Here is a 16766-nt window from a genome sequence, read left to right as displayed (position 1 = left end):
TCCGCCGCATCTTTGGCCACAACACTGGATTTCGAACAGCAGAGCCCCTCTGATCACTCGACGGTCAGGAAACCAGGACGGAGCGCCGTTCCAGCGCTGCCGGGGCGAGGACGGCCCGGCAGATGTCCTCCCGCTCGACCGTCATGTCGCGCAGCCGCTCGCGGCAGGCGGATTGAGTTCCCCCCCGTGGCACGGCCACGAACGTTGTGGTGTCGGCGCTCGGTCGGGCTGATGGTGCGCGATGCCCTTTGACGTGGCCCCACACCGTTACGTGGTGGACGGGAACACGGCCGACACCGTGATCGTGCAGCCGTGTAGAGCGCTTCCCGTTCGTGGCCTATGACTGGCGTGCGGCCGCGACGTAGTAGAGGAACGGGCGCAGGGCGCCTTCTTTCCTGGTGACGAATCCGGCGTCGGCGATGATTCCTTCGAGGAGTTCCTTCGGGTCGTGACGCATGGCCGGCCCGGTGATCCTGCCGATCACGTGGGCGAGGGTGCGGTGGGTCGGTGGGCGGAACTCGACGATGAGGAGCCGGCCTCCGGGACGGAGCACGCGGTGCATCTCGCGCAGAGCGGCGGCGCGCTCCGAGGCGGGAATGTGGTGGACGGCGAGGCTGGAGACCACGACATCGAAGGAGGCCTCCTCGAACGGCATGTCCTGCCCGGGGGCGACCACGTAGGAGCAGTTGGCGGGCGCGTGCTTGCGGGCGTAGTCGATCATCGAGGGTGACAGGTCCAGCCCGGTGACCGCGCCGGTGGGGCCGGCCAAGCGGGACAGCAGGCGGGTGAGGTAGCCGGTGCCGCAGCCCACGTCCAGTACCCGGCCGCCGGGGCTCGCGCCCGTCAGCACGGCGATATGGCTGAAGACACGGCGGCGGCGTCCGAAGAACAGGACCGTCGATAGGGCCTCGTAGGCCGCGGGGTGGTCGATGGTGCCGCCGTCGGGGTGCTCGGCGTGGCGGTGGCCGGGTTTTCCGGTGCCCATGGCTGCTTTCCTTTCTCGGTGCTCTACAGGTATGCGAGGGCTTCGCGGACGGTGATGCGCGAGGCGCGGGTGGCCGCGGCGTCGGTGGCCAGTGCCGAGCCGAGGACGGCGAGCCCGACCCAGATCGCGACGGCGGGGGCGGAGATCCGGTAGGGCAGGGGCGCGTTCTGGAAGAGCTCGCCGAGTCCGTCGCCGAGGAGCGCGGTGAGGGCGAGGGCGGGTACGGCGGCGACGATGCAGCTGGTCAGCGCCAGGATGATGCCTTCGGTCACGACGATGCGGCGCACAGCCGACGGCCGGGCACCGAGGGCGTGCATGACGCCGAACTCCCGGGTCCGGTCCAGGACGTTGGCGCTCATCGTGGAGGCCAGGCCGATGGCGCCGACGACGCCCAGCGGCAGCGCGACTCCCAACAGGACCGCAAGGACGGGGCCGAGGTGTCCAGAGGAGGCGGCGTCGCTCCGGCTGATCGACGCCGCGGACTTCACGGTGACGCCTGATGCGGCCAGGGCGGTGTTGATGCGTTCCGCGACGTCCTTGCGGGTCTGTTCGTCGTGGCCGTCGGTGAAGACGCGTAGCTGGTTGACTTGCTGAAGCCGTCCTGTGGCCTGGGCGAGTCCTTCTGCGGTGGCGTAGACGCCTCCGCCGCCGGCCTCCCTCTCTTCGATGATGCCGACGATGCGCCAGGTCGTGGGCTTGCCGTCGAGGAAGAGCCGCACGTCATCGCCCGCACCGAGGTCGGGGACGGAGTTGTCGCGGGTGATCTGGTTGAGCACGATCGCCCTGGTCTCACCGGGCTTCAGCCAGCGGCCTTCGAGCAGTTTCGACGGTGACCGACCGGTCTGGACGGTGTTGATCGCGACGCTGCCGTGCCCCTGGTCCGGGTAGGTGCGGGTGAAGGGCAGCCGTCCGGTTGCGGCGACGCTGGTCGGGGTGCGCTGCCAGGCCTGGACCCGGGTGACCCCTGGTACCCGGCTCACCGCCTTGGTGACGGCTTCGGTCGCCGCCGGGTCGGCCAGCGCCACCTCCACGTCCCAGGTGCGCTGGGACTTGCGCTGCTCGTCGACGGCTTGGGTGCCGGAGTTCAGCGACATCCCGGCGACGAACACCGTGCCCGCGCAGGCCAGCAGGCCCACCGACAGCCAGAACCGGGCCGGCCGCCGCACCGTGTTGCGCAGCGCCATGACCAGGTCTCGATCGAGACGGTCGATGCCCCCTATCCGGGCCAGGACGCCGGTCGCCTTGCCGGGTCTCGTGCCGCCGCCGTGGTGGTCGATGGCCGCCCGGACCGTCGTCCGGCTGGTCCTGATCAGCGGCCACAGCGCCATCAGAGACGGCAGGGCCAGGCCGACGGCCACGATCACCGCGTAGGTCCACCAGGGAGCGGTGAGGCTGGCAGCCTGTACGCCGAGCATGTCCAGGAGCCCGCTGAGGAGGCGGCCGACACCGATGGCGGGTCCGAGGGCGAGCAGCGTGGCGGCCGCGGCCACGAGCAGCGTCATCACCAGGTAGAAGCGGCCGATGCGGCCGGAGCCGGCGCCGATCGCCTTCATGATCCCGATCTGCGGGATCTGCCGGGTGAACAGGGTGTTGAGCATGTTCGCCACCAGGATCGTGCTCAGCAGCAGGGCGGCGGCGCCCCCGGCGAGCAGCGACAGCAGGAACACGTCCGCCTGCCACTGGTGCGGGTGAGCATAAGGCCGGGGGACCTGGATCTCCTCGACGGTCAGGCCGCGGTCTCGCTGCAGCCGGTCCCCGACCTCCCCCGCGACCGAGGCCACGGTGGCCCGCTCACGGCTCGGCTCGGTCCCTCCGGGAGCCGAGGCCTGGATCTTCAGCTGGTCCAGCATCACCGGTGACCCGAGCGAGGCCGTGGACAGATAGCCGTAAGCCCTCTGCTCCTGCGGCGAGGGAGCCAGGCTCGGGTCGTACACGGTGTCCCGCACCCGGACCGAAAGGCTCTGCCCGCTCGGCGTCTTGATCGTCATCGTGTCCCCGACGTTCACGCCCAGCAGGTCCAGTGAGTCGCCGCGCAGCAGGATCTCCCCGGAGGCGGGCGGCCAGGAGCCCTCGCGCCGCGCGTCGAACCTGACCATGCGCATCGGGTCGTCCGGGGCGGCGGCGAACACCAGCATCGGGACGTCCAGCGTCCTACCGTCCACCTGGACTTCGGTGCTGAACTGCGTGCGGCCGATCGCCTGGAGCACGCCGGGACTCTCGCGCGCCTGCGTCACGAGGTCCGCCATCTGCTCGGCGGGGACGGGCTCGTCGAGCACGATCGTCGCCGAAGCCGGTTCGGTGCCCAGGTAGGCGTTCTCGGTCTCCCGGCCGATGGTCGCCCACGCCAGCAGCACCCCGCCGAACACCGTCAGGCTCACGGCGATGGCCAGCACCATCAGCGCGAACCGGGACCAGCTCGCCCGCAGGTCGCGGCGGAGCTTGACCGCAAGGAGGCTCACGACGCCACCCCCGCGCCGGTGTCGGCGACGACCTTGCCGTCGACCAGCCGGATCTCCCGGCCGACGACCGAGCGGATGTCGCGCTCGTGGGTGACGACCACGATCGTCCGCCCCTCGTCGTTCAGTTCGCCGAACAGAGCCAGGACCGCATCGGCGGTGGCCGAATCGAGGTTGCCGGTCGGTTCGTCGGCCAGCAGCAGCGGCGGGTCGTTGGCCAGTGCCCGCGCGATCGCCGCCCGCTGCTGCTGCCCGCCTGACAACGTGGCGGGCAGCTTGCCGGCCTGGTCGCCGATGCCGACCCGCTCCAGGAGTTCCCGTGCGCGCCCGCGCCGCTCGCCTGTCGGGACCTTCCCGACGAAGTCCATCGCCAGCATGACGTTCTCCACGACGGTCAGGGTCGGCAGCAGCTGGAAGAACTGGAACACCAGCCCGACGTTCCGTCCCCGCCACGCGGCGAGTTCCGTCTCCGCCAGCGAGGCCAGGTCGGCGCCCTCGACCCGCACGGTGCCCGACGTCGGCCGGTCGATCCCGGCGAGCAGGTTCAGCAGCGTCGTCTTCCCGCTGCCCGACCGTCCCACGATCGCCACGAACTGTCCTTCGGCGATCTCCAGACTGAGCCCGTCGAGCGCGAGGAACCCCTCGCCCGCCGTCGGGTAGTCCTTGACGACGTCGCTGACACTGATCGATTTCTTCATGATCTGTCTCCTCCGGTCAGCCGTGGTCGAAGGGCGGACGGTGGCCGCCGGGGGCCGTGCTCGCCGGCGGGGAGGGGTCACCGCCGTGATCGGGGATCTCGTGCAGGCCGAGCCCGCCGAGCAGCATCATCACGACCGCCAGCAGGCCGATGATCGCCGCGGCGATGACCGCCGCCCTGACCCACCGGCGCCCCCCGCCCGCCTGGCCGGGGCCGATGCCCGCTCGGGTGAATGGACCGCTCATGCGGATCCTCCTGTCTGACCCGGATGGTGGCCCTCAGTCCACCGGCCGCCACCCCCCGCCCGAAACGCCCCGATGACGGATCTTCGGAGTCCACGCCGCGTGGACAGGAATCCTCCGTCAGGGGGATTCATGGCTCCGAACAGGCCCTCTACCCTGGGCGGTGACCATGACCAGCACAGCGCGCAGCCCTTCTCTCCCCCGGCCGAGCCGCCAGGTGCTCTTCGACGCCACCGTCACCGCGGTCGCGTTCGCCGGGACGCTGGTGCAGCTCGAACACGGCGGGGTCGCCTTCGTCCGCTCCGGACCGAGTGATCTGGGCATCGTGAGCGGCCTGCTGGCCGGGGGCGCGGCGCTCCCGCTGCTGGCTTGGCGGAACCGGCCGCTCGCCGTCTTGGTGATCACCACCGTGGTGAGCGTCCTGATGTCCGGGCTGGGCTACCACGTGGGCACCATCGTCGGCCCGCTCGGTCCGGTCGCGGCGCTCTACCTGCTGACGGCCGGTCGCCGGGCGGCCTGGGACAGGCGCACCACGGCGACGGTGGCCGGACTGTTCCTCGCCTATCTCGGGGTCACCGCCTTCTCCCGATCCGGATCTCCGGTGGCCGACCTGCTGCACACGGGCATGGGGATCGCCGCCGCCTACTTCGCCGGTGAGCGCACCCGGCTCCGGCGCGAGCAAGTAGCGGAGTTCGAGCAGCGAGCCCTGCGCGCCGAACGCGCCGCCGAACGCGAGCGGCTGCTGGCCGCAGCCGAGGAACGCACCCGTATCGCCCGCGACCTGCACGATTCGGCCGGGCACGCCATCAGCGTGATCGCGGTGCGCGCCGGAGCCGCCCGGCTGCGGCACCACCGGGACCCCGGACGTTCTCTGGCCGCCCTCACCGAGATCGAGGAACTCGCGCGGCAGACCGCCGCCGAGATCGACCAGCTCGTCACCACCCTGCGTGAGGCGGCCGACGGGATCGAGGCCCCACCCGGCCTGTCCTCCCTGGACACGCTCATCGCCCACCACCGGGCGGCCGGGCTGAAGGTCACGCTCACCAGCGGCGGCGACGCCCGACCCCTGGCCAGGGCCGCCGACCAGGCCGCCTACCGGATCCTCCAGGAGTCCCTCACCAACGCGGCACGGCACGGCACCGGCTCGGCCGACATCACCATGGCGTTCGGCGACACGGCCTTGCTTCTCGCCGTCTCCAACCCGGTGAGCGACGGTATCCGCGCCGTGCGTCCCGGAGGCGGGCACGGGCTCATCGGCATGCATGAACGCGCGACACTGCTCGGAGGCGAGCTGAACACCGTCCGCGCCCGGGACTCGTTCAAGGTCGAAGCCCGCATCCCCTACGGAGGACACGGGACATGACGCAGGTACTGATCGCCGACGACGACCACCTCATGCGCGCCGGGCTCGTCGAACTGCTCACCGTCGACCCCGACATCGAGATCGTCGGACAGGCCGCGACCGGCCGCGAAGCCGTGGCTCAAGCCCGCCGCCTGGCACCGGACGTCGTCCTCATGGACGTGCGCATGCCGGACCTCGACGGCATCGCCGCCACCCGCGAGCTCCGCCGAGAAGCACCCGACGCCAAGGTCCTCATCCTGACCACCTTCGAGCAGGACGATTACATCTTCGGCGCACTGCGGGCCGGCGCCTCCGGCTTCCTCCTCAAACGCTCACGACCCGAAGACCTCATCACGGCCGTCCGCACCATCGCCGCCGGGGACTGCCTGCTCTCCCCCTCGGTGACCCGCCGCGTCATCGGCCGCATGGCCCAGCAGCCCGTACCGGACCTCACCGGCCAGGCCAAACTCGCCGACCTCACCCCGCGCGAGCTGGCCGTCCTCGAACTCATCGCCCGCGGCCTGTCCAACCGCGAGATCGCCGCCGCACTCGTCGTCGAGGAATCCACCATCAGGACACACGTCAAGCGCATCCTCATGAAACTCGGACTCCGCGACCGCATCCAAGCCGTGATCTTCGCCTACGAGACCGGCATCAACACCCCTTCCTGAGCACCGGCGAGAAGGAGGCGAAGAAATGCATCGACAATCCTCTCCAGGTGCGCAAGATTCGAAGATCGTCACGGCCTTGACGCGCTGCTCGTTCGAGCCCGGTGGACGCCGTGTGTGCGGTCGCCCACCGAGCGTGCGGCTGTCACTCCTTTGATGCGCGGGTGATCAGGTGTTCGCGAACTCGGCCAGTGCGTCCAGGTCGAGGGCGGTGCACACGAGGGTCTCGGAGATGCCGACGGCCTTGAGGGCTTCGGCCTGGCCGGGAGCCGGACCGCCCACCAAGACGTCGTTGCCGGTCACGAAGTCACGCAACTGTGTCAGCTGGTCGGCGGCCAGGTCAGGGCGGTAGTGAATGAGGACCACTCCGTCGCCGAGCACATGGCCGAAGTCGTTCATCGGCGTCGTCTCCGACGGCTCGAAGAAGAGCTTCGCCGGATGCGTCCCGCCGGCTGCGCCGGGGTAGGTCTCGGTGCGGTCGCGTACCTGGCAGACGCCGCTGCCGGTGGCCTTCGCCTTGTCCTCGGACACCACGCCGATGACACCGAAGGCCAGCAGCACGGCCGAGACCACGCCGACCGCCGCCAGAGCACCGTGGAAGGTCTTCCACGCGTGCGGCCAGGTGATGTACTTGGCCACGGCGGTGCCCGCCGCGAACATCACGATGATGGCCGCGAGCTGGCCGAACTCCACCCCGATGTTGAAGGCGACCACCCGCAACAGCTGGCGCAGCACCTCGTGCGGCAGGCCGAGCTCCTGCAGGCGCGTGGACAGGCCCAGGCCGTGAATCAGGCCGAAGCCGAAGACCGCGACCCCGAACCAGGTCCACCGCTGCGGCCGTCCGATCCAGCCGACCACGGCGACGAACACCAGGCTGAGCGCGATGACCACGTCGACGAAGGTCGCATTCATCTTGAACTCGGCCATGGTCGCCGCGATCAGGGTCAGGCTGTGCCCGAGCGCGAACAGGGAGATCATCTGCGCGGCGCGCTTGACCGTCCCGGCCAGCAGCAGGACCCCGGCCACGAACAGCAGGTGGTCCCAGCCCGCGAGCATGTGGACGAACCCGGACCAGATGAACGAGGGAGTGCTGCCGCTGGTGTTGGTGACACCGTGGGCATAGGCCGCTTCAGGCACGGCGAGGACGGCCGCCACGGCCGGTAGGCCGATCATTCCGGCGCGTCGCACGGCGGCGCGTCCGATGATGGAGGAACGCTGCGGCTCTGGTGGGCCGCCGCGAGTACAGGTGTTCATGTGAACCTTCCAGCAGAGAACCGCACTGCGTTCCGCCCTTGGGCAGGTGGGCGCAGCGCGAGGACAAGAGATGTCGTCTATGCCGGAAGGAAAGGAGGCGCGCGCCCCGCGATGGGAAGCGCCCACCGCTGACGACGCAGCACTGGCGCCTCACCGGACGCCGGGATGCTGATCGCCTTGAGCGGCGATCGCTGCGGCGGCCGGGACAGGCGGGCGGCCAGCGAACGTACCGCCCGGGTCGAACCGCGCCACAGCAGCGAGGTGACGATCCCGACGAGCAGGTACACCGTCGCGCCGATGAGCACGACCAGCGGCCCGGGAAGCTGCGCCGCGGTGTCGAAGCGGTGCTCGACGGCCTCGGCCACCACGTAGGCGGCACTCGACAGCGCCGCTGATCTCCGCAGGTCGCGGCACCACCGTATCGGTGGGAGTTCACGCTCTTGTCCGCCTCGCGATGTCACGGCGAAGAGGCTCAGCAGCGTGGCGGCGGCCAGGCACACGGCCACCACCGTCGCCGGACCCAGGAACCCGTGGCTGTGGCGGACCACGCCCCCGGTGTCGATCACATGCTGGTGGGTGAGCAGCCACTCGGTCAGGCCGTGCGCCACCAGCCAGCCCGACAGCCCGAATGAGACGGCAGAGGAGACCAGGACAACGCGCTCGACCTGCTCTCTGCGCATTCGCCCCCCCTCGACCGAGCCGCCTACCCCGTAGAAAGCACTGGTCACCCTAGCCCGCGAGCAGCCTAACGGCCGGGGTTTCCGTCCCGGCCGCCGACGAGGCCCCGGGTACGGGCCTGTCGTCGGCGTGTCCGCGCCGGGTACCGGCACCCGAAAAGTTCGCCGATCTCCCTCTGCCGCGGGTTCAGGCAAGGCCCACCAGGGCGGTGACCGGTTCCAGGGATGAGACCGCCACGCATGAAACAGGAGGGGCCGCTTCCAAAACTCGTGGTCGGCGACAGCATCTGCGTCATCGACACCGGATTTGCCGTGGCCAACGGCCGATACCTCGGCGACTCCGGCCGGACTTCTCCTCACAGCGCGGACACCGGTGGTGTCGGGCATCCACGAGCTCGGGTGAGAGCAGGCCGACGCTCATCCCCACTATCTCCCTCGCCACCGGCAGTCCCCTGATCGCCAGACCGAACCGAACCGAGCCGCCCGACCCGATCAGGCGACCCCGCCCTTGCACGTGTCCGTCGTGCGCCCGAACGAAAAGCCAAACGCGATCAGCGCCTTGCCAGGTCAGACGGCAAAATCGTCCTCTCCCTTTCAAAGGTGGTTGAGCTTCCCCCGTTCGGCCACGTCAGGCTTGGACACCCACGCCGTCACGCGGCGGGTGGAAACATGGTCGACACCGTGAGCGTGCAGCCGTGTGGGTCGCTTCCCGTTGGGGGTACTTTGCCAAACCTTGAGTCGACCAAGATCACGATTTGACGATCTTGGTCGACTCTTTGTTTCTCACGAGAGGCCAGTGGACCGGACTTCACCAAAAGCCGGACAGCTCTTGCACTGTCCTCAAGCAGGATCGGTGGACAGGCCCGGCAGCCGGAGGCGACACCGGACGAGTACGGGATCTTCGCGTCCTATGCTCCGTCTTGCGGCTCACCTCACCGGCGGAGCCCGCCGACCCCGATAGAGGCGCGAGTGCCTTCGAGCCTCCGGAATCGCCTGGATGAGCTTCGCCTACATCCACAGCCACGGCGTCCATGCCGGAGGAGGAAGCTCAAGGTCGGTCAGCCCCGTGTCCTCGCCGTAGGACTCCATGAGCTCACGAAGACCGGGATCCGTTTCCTCTGCGGTCAGCTCCGCCAAGACAGCGAGAAAGGCCCGGCGGTCGGTCTCCGACAACCCGCCTAGAACGTATGCGCTCCACTCCAACTGCTTGACCGCGTCATCCGGATCGAGCACCTCGTCATCACAGCCCTCGAAGAACCAGTCACGCTGCACGACCAGCCCGACCAACGTGCGGACAAGCGACGAAGAGACCATGGGAACATCCTGCCCCGCACCAGTGACGGCCTTCGAAAGGAACGAGATCAGCCGGCCCAGAGGATGTCGATGATGCGCAGGGTCTGCGTCTCCTCGTTGAGAATGAACGTCAGCATCCCCTGGCCTGTCTCTCCGAAGAAGGCATGTCTCACCATGGACTGACCAGGGCGCTCTGCAACCGCGCCCCAGGGAGCGTGAAGGAGCTCGATCAGACGCTCCAGCAGCGGACCGTCACGCACGTCCTCCGGCAAACCGTTCAGCTCATACAGGGCCCGTCCGTGGAAACCGTCGAACTTATAGCTCGCACCCGGCCTTCCCAGTCCGGCGGGGTATAGCGCGTGAACATCTCCGTACGACCCTCAAGAGCGTCCTGCACAGCCTCCTCATAGCCCGGACGAGCGTAGGCGATCGCCCGCAGACGCCACTGACGCAACAACGCCTGTACCTGCTTGAAGCGAGCAAGATCGTGGGCCGCGTCCAAAGCCTCGTCATACTCCGCCCGGAACTGGGCGCGATGCGACGACGGAAGCGCGTCGAAGATCGCAGCCGGATCCTCACCCGGATCACACGGCCCCACGGGCTCCAGAGGCCGAGCAGTCATGCCGACCACGCTATCTCCCTGACCACCGGCAGTCCCTGGTTGAGCTTCTCCCCGCAGGAGAGCGGATGTGCAGACGGTCAAAGGCGGAGCGCCGTTCGCACGAGATCGGCGACGGCTTGTGAGCGGCTGTGCGGGGGCCAGGCGATGACCGTGGTCACTTTCGGTGCGTCCACGACCGGGACGGCGACCACATCGTCACGCAGTTGGGAGCGGCAGGAGTCGGGTGCCACCATCAGGGCTCGGCCGAGAGAGACGAGCTGCAGAAGCTGCGTGTGGCTCTGCACCTCGGGGCCGGGGCCGGCGGGGTAGGCGCCGTCAGAGCCGGGCCAGCGGGGCGCGGGAAGATCCTCCAGATCCGCCAGGTCCTTCAAGTGCAGATCCTTACGAGTGGCGAGCGTGTGCGCGGCCGGCAGGACCGCGACCTGTCCTTCGGTGAGGATCTCCTCGGTGTCGAAACCCGCCGTCTCATCGAACGGCCGGTGGAGAACGGCCACGTCCGCCTGCCCATTGCGCAGTAGTCGTTCCTGCTCACCGGGTCTGCAGAGCATCACGTCGACGTGGATCGCTCCGGGCTCGGCTGCGTAGGCGTGGAGCAACTTCGCCAGCAGCTCGCTGGAGGCGGCTGCTTTGGCGACCAGAACGAGGCTGGGGCGGCCGGTGGCCGCACGGGCCGCACGTTGAGCGCGGCGCTCGGCGGCTTCCAACGCGTCCAAGGCCCTGCGGCCTTCACGCAGCAGGACCGCGCCCGCTTCGGTCAAGGTCACCGAGCGGCTGGTGCGCCGCAGCAACGCGGCGCCCAGGCGGCGTTCGAGCCGGATGATCGCCCGTGACAGCGGTGGCTGGGCGATGCCCAGCCGTTGCGCCGCACGGCCGAAGTGCAACTCCTCAGCGACGGCGACGAAATAGCGCAGCTCGCGTGAATCCACGCGAACAGGCTACTCAAGAGGCGACACCCATCGATACCTGTGAGGTATCGCTCGTGACCCAAGCGGTGTTGGACGCCCCACCGAACCGGTCCACATCATTGAAGGCATGAACGCGACCAAAACCGCCCTGGTCACCGGGGCGAACAAGGGAATCGGCTACCAGATCGCGGCGGGTCTGGGCGCCCTGGGCTACAGTGTCGGAGTCGGCGCCCGTGACCGGACCCGGCGCGATGAGGCGGTGGCCGGACTGATCGAGGCCGGTGTCGACGCCTTCGGCGTCCCTCTGGACGTCACCGACGAACACAGCGTCGCCGCGGCCGCGGACCTCATCGCCGAACGCGTCGGACACCTGGACGCCCTGGTCAACAACGCCGCCATCACCGGAGGCGGACCGCAGCAGCCGAGCACCGTCGATGCCGCCGTCATCCGCAAGGTCGTGGAGACCAACGTCATCGGTGTCATCCGGGTCACCAACGCCATGCTGCCGCTGCTGCGCCGTGCGCCATCACCGCGGATCGTGAACATGTCCAGCAGCGTCGGCTCCCTGACCCGCCAGTCCGGCGCGGGCAGCGAGACCACCACCGGCCCGGTGGCCGTGGCCTACCCGCCTTCGAAGTCGTTCCTGAACGCGGTCACTCTGCAGTACGTACGGGAATTGGCCGACACGAACATCCTCATCAACTGCGCCTGCCCGGGGTTCGTCGCCACCGACCTCAACGGCTTCCGCGGCGTGCGCAGCCCCCAGGAAGGAGCGGCGATCGCCATCCGCCTGGCCACCCTGCCCGACGGCGGTCCCACCGGAGGGTTCTTCGAGGATGCCGGTGTCGTGCCCTGGTAACACCGCCGGACCGACCATCTGCGCACGGCCCACCCGTGCGACCTCCGATACCACGTTCTCCACACGCGAATCGTCTGTCCCGCCATAAGAAGAAACCCATGGACATCGCGACCCTCGAGTGAGATGCCCTGAAGGTTCCGGACAGCGCCTCCCCTGCGGCCCGGACACCGACGACGTGGTGTCCGGCGCCTGTTCGGGCGAGTCACGCAGCAGACGAGAACACGGCCGACACCGTGAGCGTGCAGCCGCGTGGAGCGCTTCCCGTTGGGGGTGCTTTACCAAGCCTCGAGCCAACCAAGATCATAATTTGATGATCTTGGTTGGCTCTTTGTTGTGTTATGAGAGGTCGGTGGACCGGACTTCACCAAAGCCGGACAGCTCTTGCACTGCCTTCAAGCAGACCAGTGGGCAGGCCCAGCAGCAGGAGGCGGCACTCGGACAAGTACGGGCTCTTCGCGCCCTGTGCTCCGTCTGTGGCTCACCTCTCTGGTGAAACCCACCGGCCCTCATGTAGGCGCAAGCGCCTTCGCCACCGGCATCCCGCAGTTGAGCTTCGTCCAGGTCGACAGCCACGGTGTGTTGCTCCAGTCTCCTCGCCAGCGAGTTCGTGAAACCGGGGCAACACCACGGTGCCCGTCAAACGGGGGGAACATCACAACGGCTCTGCGCAAGGCCAAAAGGGACGGGCTGACGCACCTGATCCTGGATGGAACGCTGCCGTGTTGCGGCCGACTGGCCCTACTTCTCGATCGAACACCCATGCCATGGGATGAACGTGCGGGTCATAGCGGGCCCGGATGGGCGGATCCTGTGGACGTCCGGGGCGTTGCCGGGCAAGACCCATGAGCTGATCACCGTCCGGGTGCGGGGCATCCTGCACGAGCCGGGAAAGAGCGGGATCCTCACCCTGGCCGGCAAGGCCTATCAAGGAGTGGGCAGCCACATCACCGCGCCGGGCGCCTCGCCGAAGCTGTCCACGTCCTTCACAGCCGCGAACTCGCCGCGTGCTGGGAAACGTTCAAAGTGGCGTGACGAGCCACCAGATCTCTGCGTCAGGGCTTGAGGACGACGACGCCGGAAGAGTCCCCGCATGAGGCCGGAAGACTCGCTGCGGAAAGGGCTTCTTGAAGGGACGTCTGCGATTCATCGGAGATGTGTCCGATGGTGGCCTTGAAAGCCTGGCCGTCCAGTATCACCCGGCCGTCGGGGATCTGTATGCCGTGGACGCCTTCGACGATGACCGGCTTCGTGCCTGCCTGCCAGACGGGCAGGACGGACGCTGGGGATTCGCCGGGATCCTGCGGCTGTACGGAGAAGCAGCCCTTCGCCTGGTCGTAGGTCGGCATCCATGTCGTGATGGCCTTGTGGATAAGACTGCGGAACTCCGTAAATACCAGGATCCCGCCTTCGCCTACGGTGAAGGTACCGATCTTGTGATCGACCACGGGAGAGGGAGAGGATTCCTTCGGTTCGGCTCCGCCGGAGGCGCTGCACGCCGAGATCAAGGTCAGGAGTGCGGCGGCGGTGACGAGTCCACGCATGTGGTGAATCCTCTGCTCTCAGGTGGCGGCCAGGGCCTGTCCGAAGTCGGCTCGGGCCCACAGGCGCGTAGCCGCCTCGACTTCGGACAGGCCCCTCGATCCATGGCCTTCTCAGGCTAGTGAGTGCGGACCTGCCAGCCGCCCAGGGCGCTGGGGATGAGATGAACGGGGCTGATGAGGTCGCGGACCGCACCCTCATACGGGCCGTCGGTGGCTCCCGAAAGCATTCCGACGGCCTGGCCGCCCGTAAACCACGGACCGCCGCTGTCCCCCCTCCCACAGTGATCTCCGAGTCCACAGCAACCAGATAGTGGATGTTGTCGATCAAAAGACCCTTCTTGTAAACGGTGGTGCAGCCGGGGCCGCTGTTCCTCCCGAACTTACAGATGGGCTTTCCCTGGTAAATGTCCCCGGTCGCCGCGACGGTGTTGGCATAGCGCTTGACGCCCCAGCCGTAGTAGAAGGTGTCGGTCGCAGTGAAGTTACCAGGACCGTAGCGGGCGAAGTCGCCGTAGTGCCCCTCATGCTTGAGCTTGAATTTGATGGGCGTACTCCCGCCGTCGCTGCCCTGATTCGCGTACTCACGGTTGCAGGCCGCGGCTTCGAAGGTGCAGGTATTGGGCACGCAATGACCTGCGGTGGTCGGGCTGTGCGCTCCGTCTTTGGTGACGTTGAATCCCGTGGTGCAGGATGCGCCGCCGTTGAAGTACCCTCCGCCGCGCGCGTACGTGTCCTTGAACCTGAGGCCGGTCTTCTTGACTTCGACGGAGAACGACACCCCGGGGATCTCCGAGGCCGACGGAGTGGAGGCGCGCACGAGGTCGGCCTTCTCGTTCTCTGTCGTGATCGCCGCGCCCGGATCGACGGTGATGCTGATCGTGCCGGTGCGGATGTCGTAACTGAGCACCCGGTGCCGGCTACCGGTGGGGAGTTCCCGCGCGGCCCGAGCGAGTTCGCCTTCCAGGTCCTCTTCGGAGTAGCCCTTGTTGGCGACCAGCTCCACCGGTGCGGGGATCGTTTTGGCGATCTCGACGGCGGCCGAGGGGATTTCGCCCTTGAAGCCGATCCAGCCAGCCCGGTCGCCCTCGGGAGTGTCGACGATCGCATAGTGAACCGCCCCGGTTTGTCGGGAGACTTGATCACTTGTAAGGATTGAGTCATGGCACGTCCGTCCCAGTACCCACCCGAGTTGCGCCGGCGAGCGGTCCGTATGGTCGCCGAGGTCCGCCCCGACTACAAGACCGAGTCGGCCGCGATGGCCGCCGTGGCGCAGAAACTCGGGATCGGATCAAGGGAGACCCTGCGCAACTGGGTCCGCCAGGCCGAGATCGACGCCGGGCAGCGGCCGGGCACCACCAGCGAGGAAGCAGCGCAGGTCAAAGCGTTGAAGAAAGAGATCGCCGAACTCCGCAGGGCGAACGAGATCCTCAAGGCGGCCGCGAGTTTCTTCGCGGCCGAGCTCGACCGGCCGCATCTGCGCTCGTAGCGTTCATCGACGAGCACCGGGACCGCTTCGGCGGCCTCCAGCCGATCTGCCGCGTACTGACCATGCACGAGTGCAGCATCGCCCCCTCCACCTACTACGCCTTCCACCAACGCCGGGCCGCGCCATCAACGCGGACCCGTCGAGACGAGGAGCTCAAAGCCCTGATCCAGGAGATCTACGACGCCAACTACCAGGTCTACGGAGCCCGCAAAATCTGGCGGGAGCTCCACCGCCGAGGCCACCAGGTCGCCCGCTGCACCGTGGAGCGGCTGATGCGCGACCTGGAGATCAGCGGCGCGGTCCGCGGCAGGAAGATCGTCACCACGATGCCCACCCCAGCGCGGCGCGGGCCCCGGACCTGGTCGACCGGGACTTCGTCGCCTCCGCGCCGAACCGCTGCTGGGTCGCGGACTTCACGCACGTCGCCGCATGGGCCGCCGTGGTCTACGTCGCGTTCGTCGTGGACACCTTCTCCCGCCGCATCGTCGGCTGGGCGGCCTCGACCAGCAAGCAGACACGGCTCGTCCTGGATGCTCTGGAGATGGGCTTGTGGCAGCGCGACCGCGACGGCCGCCCCCATGAGAGGGGAAGCCTGATCCATCACTCGGACGCCGGCAGTCAATACACCAGCTTCAAGCCGGCCGAACATCTGGAAAAGGCAGGGATCGCGGCCTCGATCGGGTCGGTCGGCGATGCCTACGACAACGCTCTGATGGAGTCGACCATCGGCCTGTTCAAGACCGAAGTGATCAAACGACGCGGCCCTTGGAAGACGCTCTCGCACGTCGAACTCGCCACCGCAAAGTGGGTCGACTGGTACAACCACCGCCGACTCCACGGAGAGATCGGCCACATCCCACCCGCAGAATACGAGACCAACCACTACCTGAACACCACGAAACCCCAGCTCACAGCCACCACCGGAAGTCTCTAACGAACCCGGGGCGGTTCACACCTGCCGAGAGGCCTCGAAGCCGTGCCCGTTGCGCGCCCGTTGGAGGGGTGAACAAGGGTGGCAGCGCGTGCGGTGTGGACGCCGGTCCCAGTCGGCCGGACGCCCCGCTGTCTCTCGCGGTACCGGCGCCCGGCTACGGCCAGGGTGTTGCGTTAATCCTGAACCGTTTTGCCTTGCTCAAGGCTCTCAAGGGTGCTTTGCAGCCCACGTACCGGTGCACCAGGGCGTGAAAGGATACGGAGTACCTCAGGGATATCTGCGGGACGGGCTCGGAACAGCGCTACCAGGCCCAGCACAATCCAGGCACATGCAAGCACAACAACTACAGATGTCACGACGGACCACCTCTCGGAGGGTGACCTGTCGCTGGAGCCTGCAATACCCCGTGACGAACTCCATCGCGTCACGGCGCAAAACAGTAACCCAGCCACAGTTTGGATCTTGACTGTCACATGCAACGCCTCAGGTGTCAAGAGTGATAGCGAGGTTCACCCGGAACCTGTCAAACCGAATGAGACATCAGCTTGCTTGAGCGGTTTGTGGTGGTGTGTCGGTTCGGTGGGTGGTGGGTGGCTTGTTGATCCACGCGTTGGCCGGCAGCTCCGGCGGTCGGGGGCGGCGTCCGTGGAATCGTTCGGGGCGGGCGAGGAAGGCCTCGTTCAGCGTGGCTACCCGCGCGGTGTGGATCTTCGCTGCGGTTCCGTCGTGGACGGATGCGGGGGTGTGCATTCCGATGCCGGAATGGCGGTGTTCGTTGTTGTAGTAGTCGAAGAACTGGGCGCAA

16 protein-coding genes and 3 pseudogenes are annotated in these 16766 nt (G+C 67.9%); 6 read left to right on the top strand and 13 right to left on the bottom strand.

All coding sequences use genetic code 11. The annotated features are described in order from the left end of the window. Positions 1-64: 64 nt before the first annotated feature. The 5 genes from ABGB12_RS34735 to ABGB12_RS34715 form a co-directional block, all read right to left on the bottom strand. Entirely contained in the window at positions 65-199 is a 135-nt protein-coding gene (locus ABGB12_RS34735; protein WP_347684752.1) for a hypothetical protein, read from the bottom strand. A 138-nt stretch (positions 200-337) separates the two neighbouring features. Beyond that, complete coding sequence (locus ABGB12_RS34730; RefSeq protein WP_347684751.1) at positions 338-985, bottom strand: class I SAM-dependent methyltransferase; 648 nt, start codon at positions 983-985, stop codon at positions 338-340. Between the two features lie 23 nt (positions 986-1008). Then, positions 1009-3444, bottom strand: coding sequence for an ABC transporter permease (locus tag ABGB12_RS34725; protein ID WP_347684750.1), 2436 nt, complete (start codon positions 3442-3444; stop codon positions 1009-1011). Further along, positions 3441-4139 carry an ABC transporter ATP-binding protein gene (locus ABGB12_RS34720; protein WP_347684749.1) on the bottom strand — a complete coding sequence of 233 codons (699 nt, stop codon included), beginning with the start codon at positions 4137-4139 and terminating at the stop codon, positions 3441-3443. The genes ABGB12_RS34725 and ABGB12_RS34720 overlap by 4 nt, the downstream gene beginning before the upstream one ends. 16 nt (positions 4140-4155) lie before the next feature. After that, positions 4156-4383: a hypothetical protein gene (locus ABGB12_RS34715; protein ID WP_347684748.1), complete on the bottom strand. Its 228-nt coding sequence runs from the start codon at positions 4381-4383 to the stop codon at positions 4156-4158. Positions 4384-4549: 166 nt separating this feature from the next. Here ABGB12_RS34715 and ABGB12_RS34710 point away from each other — a divergent pair, with 166 nt between their 5' ends. Both ABGB12_RS34710 and ABGB12_RS34705 read left to right on the top strand, forming a co-directional pair. Beyond that, on the top strand, positions 4550-5743 hold the full coding sequence (locus ABGB12_RS34710) for a histidine kinase (RefSeq protein ID WP_347684746.1): 1194 nt from the start codon (positions 4550-4552) through the stop codon (positions 5741-5743). Beyond that, positions 5740-6393 carry a response regulator transcription factor gene (locus ABGB12_RS34705; RefSeq protein ID WP_347684744.1) on the top strand — a complete coding sequence of 218 codons (654 nt, stop codon included), beginning with the start codon at positions 5740-5742 and terminating at the stop codon, positions 6391-6393. The genes ABGB12_RS34710 and ABGB12_RS34705 overlap by 4 nt, the downstream gene beginning before the upstream one ends. 165 nt (positions 6394-6558) lie before the next feature. Here ABGB12_RS34705 and ABGB12_RS34700 read toward each other — a convergent pair whose 3' ends face one another. From ABGB12_RS34700 to ABGB12_RS34675, 6 genes are all read right to left on the bottom strand, one after another. Beyond that, a complete protein-coding gene (locus ABGB12_RS34700; protein WP_347684742.1) occupies positions 6559-7644 on the bottom strand; it encodes a HupE/UreJ family protein in 1086 nt (361 codons plus the stop codon). 77 nt (positions 7645-7721) lie between these two features. Next, positions 7722-8324, bottom strand: coding sequence for a hypothetical protein (locus ABGB12_RS34695; protein ID WP_347684740.1), 603 nt, complete (start codon positions 8322-8324; stop codon positions 7722-7724). 1005 nt (positions 8325-9329) lie between these two features. Continuing rightward, complete coding sequence (locus ABGB12_RS34690) at positions 9330-9635, bottom strand: hypothetical protein (RefSeq protein WP_347684738.1); 306 nt, start codon at positions 9633-9635, stop codon at positions 9330-9332. 47 nt (positions 9636-9682) lie between these two features. Continuing rightward, positions 9683-9886, bottom strand: coding sequence for a hypothetical protein (locus ABGB12_RS34685; protein WP_347684736.1), 204 nt, complete (start codon positions 9884-9886; stop codon positions 9683-9685). Between the two features lie 5 nt (positions 9887-9891). Further along, positions 9892-10236: a DUF6247 family protein gene (locus ABGB12_RS34680; RefSeq protein WP_347684764.1), complete on the bottom strand. Its 345-nt coding sequence runs from the start codon at positions 10234-10236 to the stop codon at positions 9892-9894. A gap of 77 nt (positions 10237-10313) precedes the next feature. Continuing rightward, entirely contained in the window at positions 10314-11162 is an 849-nt protein-coding gene (locus tag ABGB12_RS34675; RefSeq protein WP_347684734.1) for a LysR family transcriptional regulator, read from the bottom strand. Positions 11163-11268: 106 nt separating this feature from the next. Between ABGB12_RS34675 and ABGB12_RS34670 the strand changes: the two genes are divergently transcribed. Together ABGB12_RS34670 and ABGB12_RS34665 are read left to right on the top strand one after the other, a co-directional pair. Then, positions 11269-12000 (top strand): SDR family oxidoreductase, encoded by a 732-nt coding sequence (locus ABGB12_RS34670; protein WP_347684732.1) that lies wholly within the window; start codon positions 11269-11271, stop codon positions 11998-12000. Positions 12001-12660: 660 nt separating this feature from the next. Further along, positions 12661-12847 (top strand): annotated as a pseudogene (locus ABGB12_RS34665) (IS5/IS1182 family transposase); the annotation flags it as partial. 205 nt (positions 12848-13052) lie between these two features. Here the strand turns inward: ABGB12_RS34665 and ABGB12_RS34660 are convergent. Further along, on the bottom strand, positions 13053-13541 hold the full coding sequence (locus ABGB12_RS34660) for a hypothetical protein (protein WP_347684730.1): 489 nt from the start codon (positions 13539-13541) through the stop codon (positions 13053-13055). A gap of 680 nt (positions 13542-14221) precedes the next feature. On the opposite strand from ABGB12_RS34660, the gene ABGB12_RS34655 reads away from it, so the two are divergent. Continuing rightward, a complete protein-coding gene (locus tag ABGB12_RS34655; protein WP_347684728.1) occupies positions 14222-14440 on the top strand; it encodes a hypothetical protein in 219 nt (72 codons plus the stop codon). A 260-nt stretch (positions 14441-14700) separates the two neighbouring features. Beyond that, positions 14701-15961: pseudogene (locus ABGB12_RS34650) on the top strand (IS3 family transposase). A 540-nt stretch (positions 15962-16501) separates the two neighbouring features. Here ABGB12_RS34650 and ABGB12_RS34645 read toward each other — a convergent pair. Beyond that, positions 16502-16766: pseudogene (locus ABGB12_RS34645) on the bottom strand (IS3 family transposase); the annotation flags it as partial.

Origin of the sequence: Actinocorallia sp. B10E7 (assembly GCF_039871655.1) — a bacterium.
Classification (GTDB): domain Bacteria; phylum Actinomycetota; class Actinomycetes; order Streptosporangiales; family Streptosporangiaceae; genus Actinocorallia.
This window is presented reverse-complemented; position numbering and strand designations above follow the sequence as displayed.

Coding starts and splice junctions, on each gene's coding strand:
- ABGB12_RS34730 (WP_347684751.1), bottom strand. CDS start 985: ATGGGCACCGGAAAACCCGGCCACCGCCACGCCGAGCACCCCGACGGC.
- ABGB12_RS34720 (WP_347684749.1), bottom strand. CDS start 4,139: ATGAAGAAATCGATCAGTGTCAGCGACGTCGTCAAGGACTACCCGACG.
- ABGB12_RS34715 (WP_347684748.1), bottom strand. CDS start 4,383: ATGAGCGGTCCATTCACCCGAGCGGGCATCGGCCCCGGCCAGGCGGGC.
- ABGB12_RS34710 (WP_347684746.1), top strand. CDS start 4,550: ATGACCAGCACAGCGCGCAGCCCTTCTCTCCCCCGGCCGAGCCGCCAG.
- ABGB12_RS34705 (WP_347684744.1), top strand. CDS start 5,740: ATGACGCAGGTACTGATCGCCGACGACGACCACCTCATGCGCGCCGGG.
- ABGB12_RS34700 (WP_347684742.1), bottom strand. CDS start 7,644: ATGAACACCTGTACTCGCGGCGGCCCACCAGAGCCGCAGCGTTCCTCC.
- ABGB12_RS34695 (WP_347684740.1), bottom strand. CDS start 8,324: ATGCGCAGAGAGCAGGTCGAGCGCGTTGTCCTGGTCTCCTCTGCCGTC.
- ABGB12_RS34690 (WP_347684738.1), bottom strand. CDS start 9,635: ATGGTCTCTTCGTCGCTTGTCCGCACGTTGGTCGGGCTGGTCGTGCAG.
- ABGB12_RS34680 (WP_347684764.1), bottom strand. CDS start 10,236: ATGACTGCTCGGCCTCTGGAGCCCGTGGGGCCGTGTGATCCGGGTGAG.
- ABGB12_RS34670 (WP_347684732.1), top strand. CDS start 11,269: ATGAACGCGACCAAAACCGCCCTGGTCACCGGGGCGAACAAGGGAATC.
- ABGB12_RS34660 (WP_347684730.1), bottom strand. CDS start 13,541: ATGCGTGGACTCGTCACCGCCGCCGCACTCCTGACCTTGATCTCGGCG.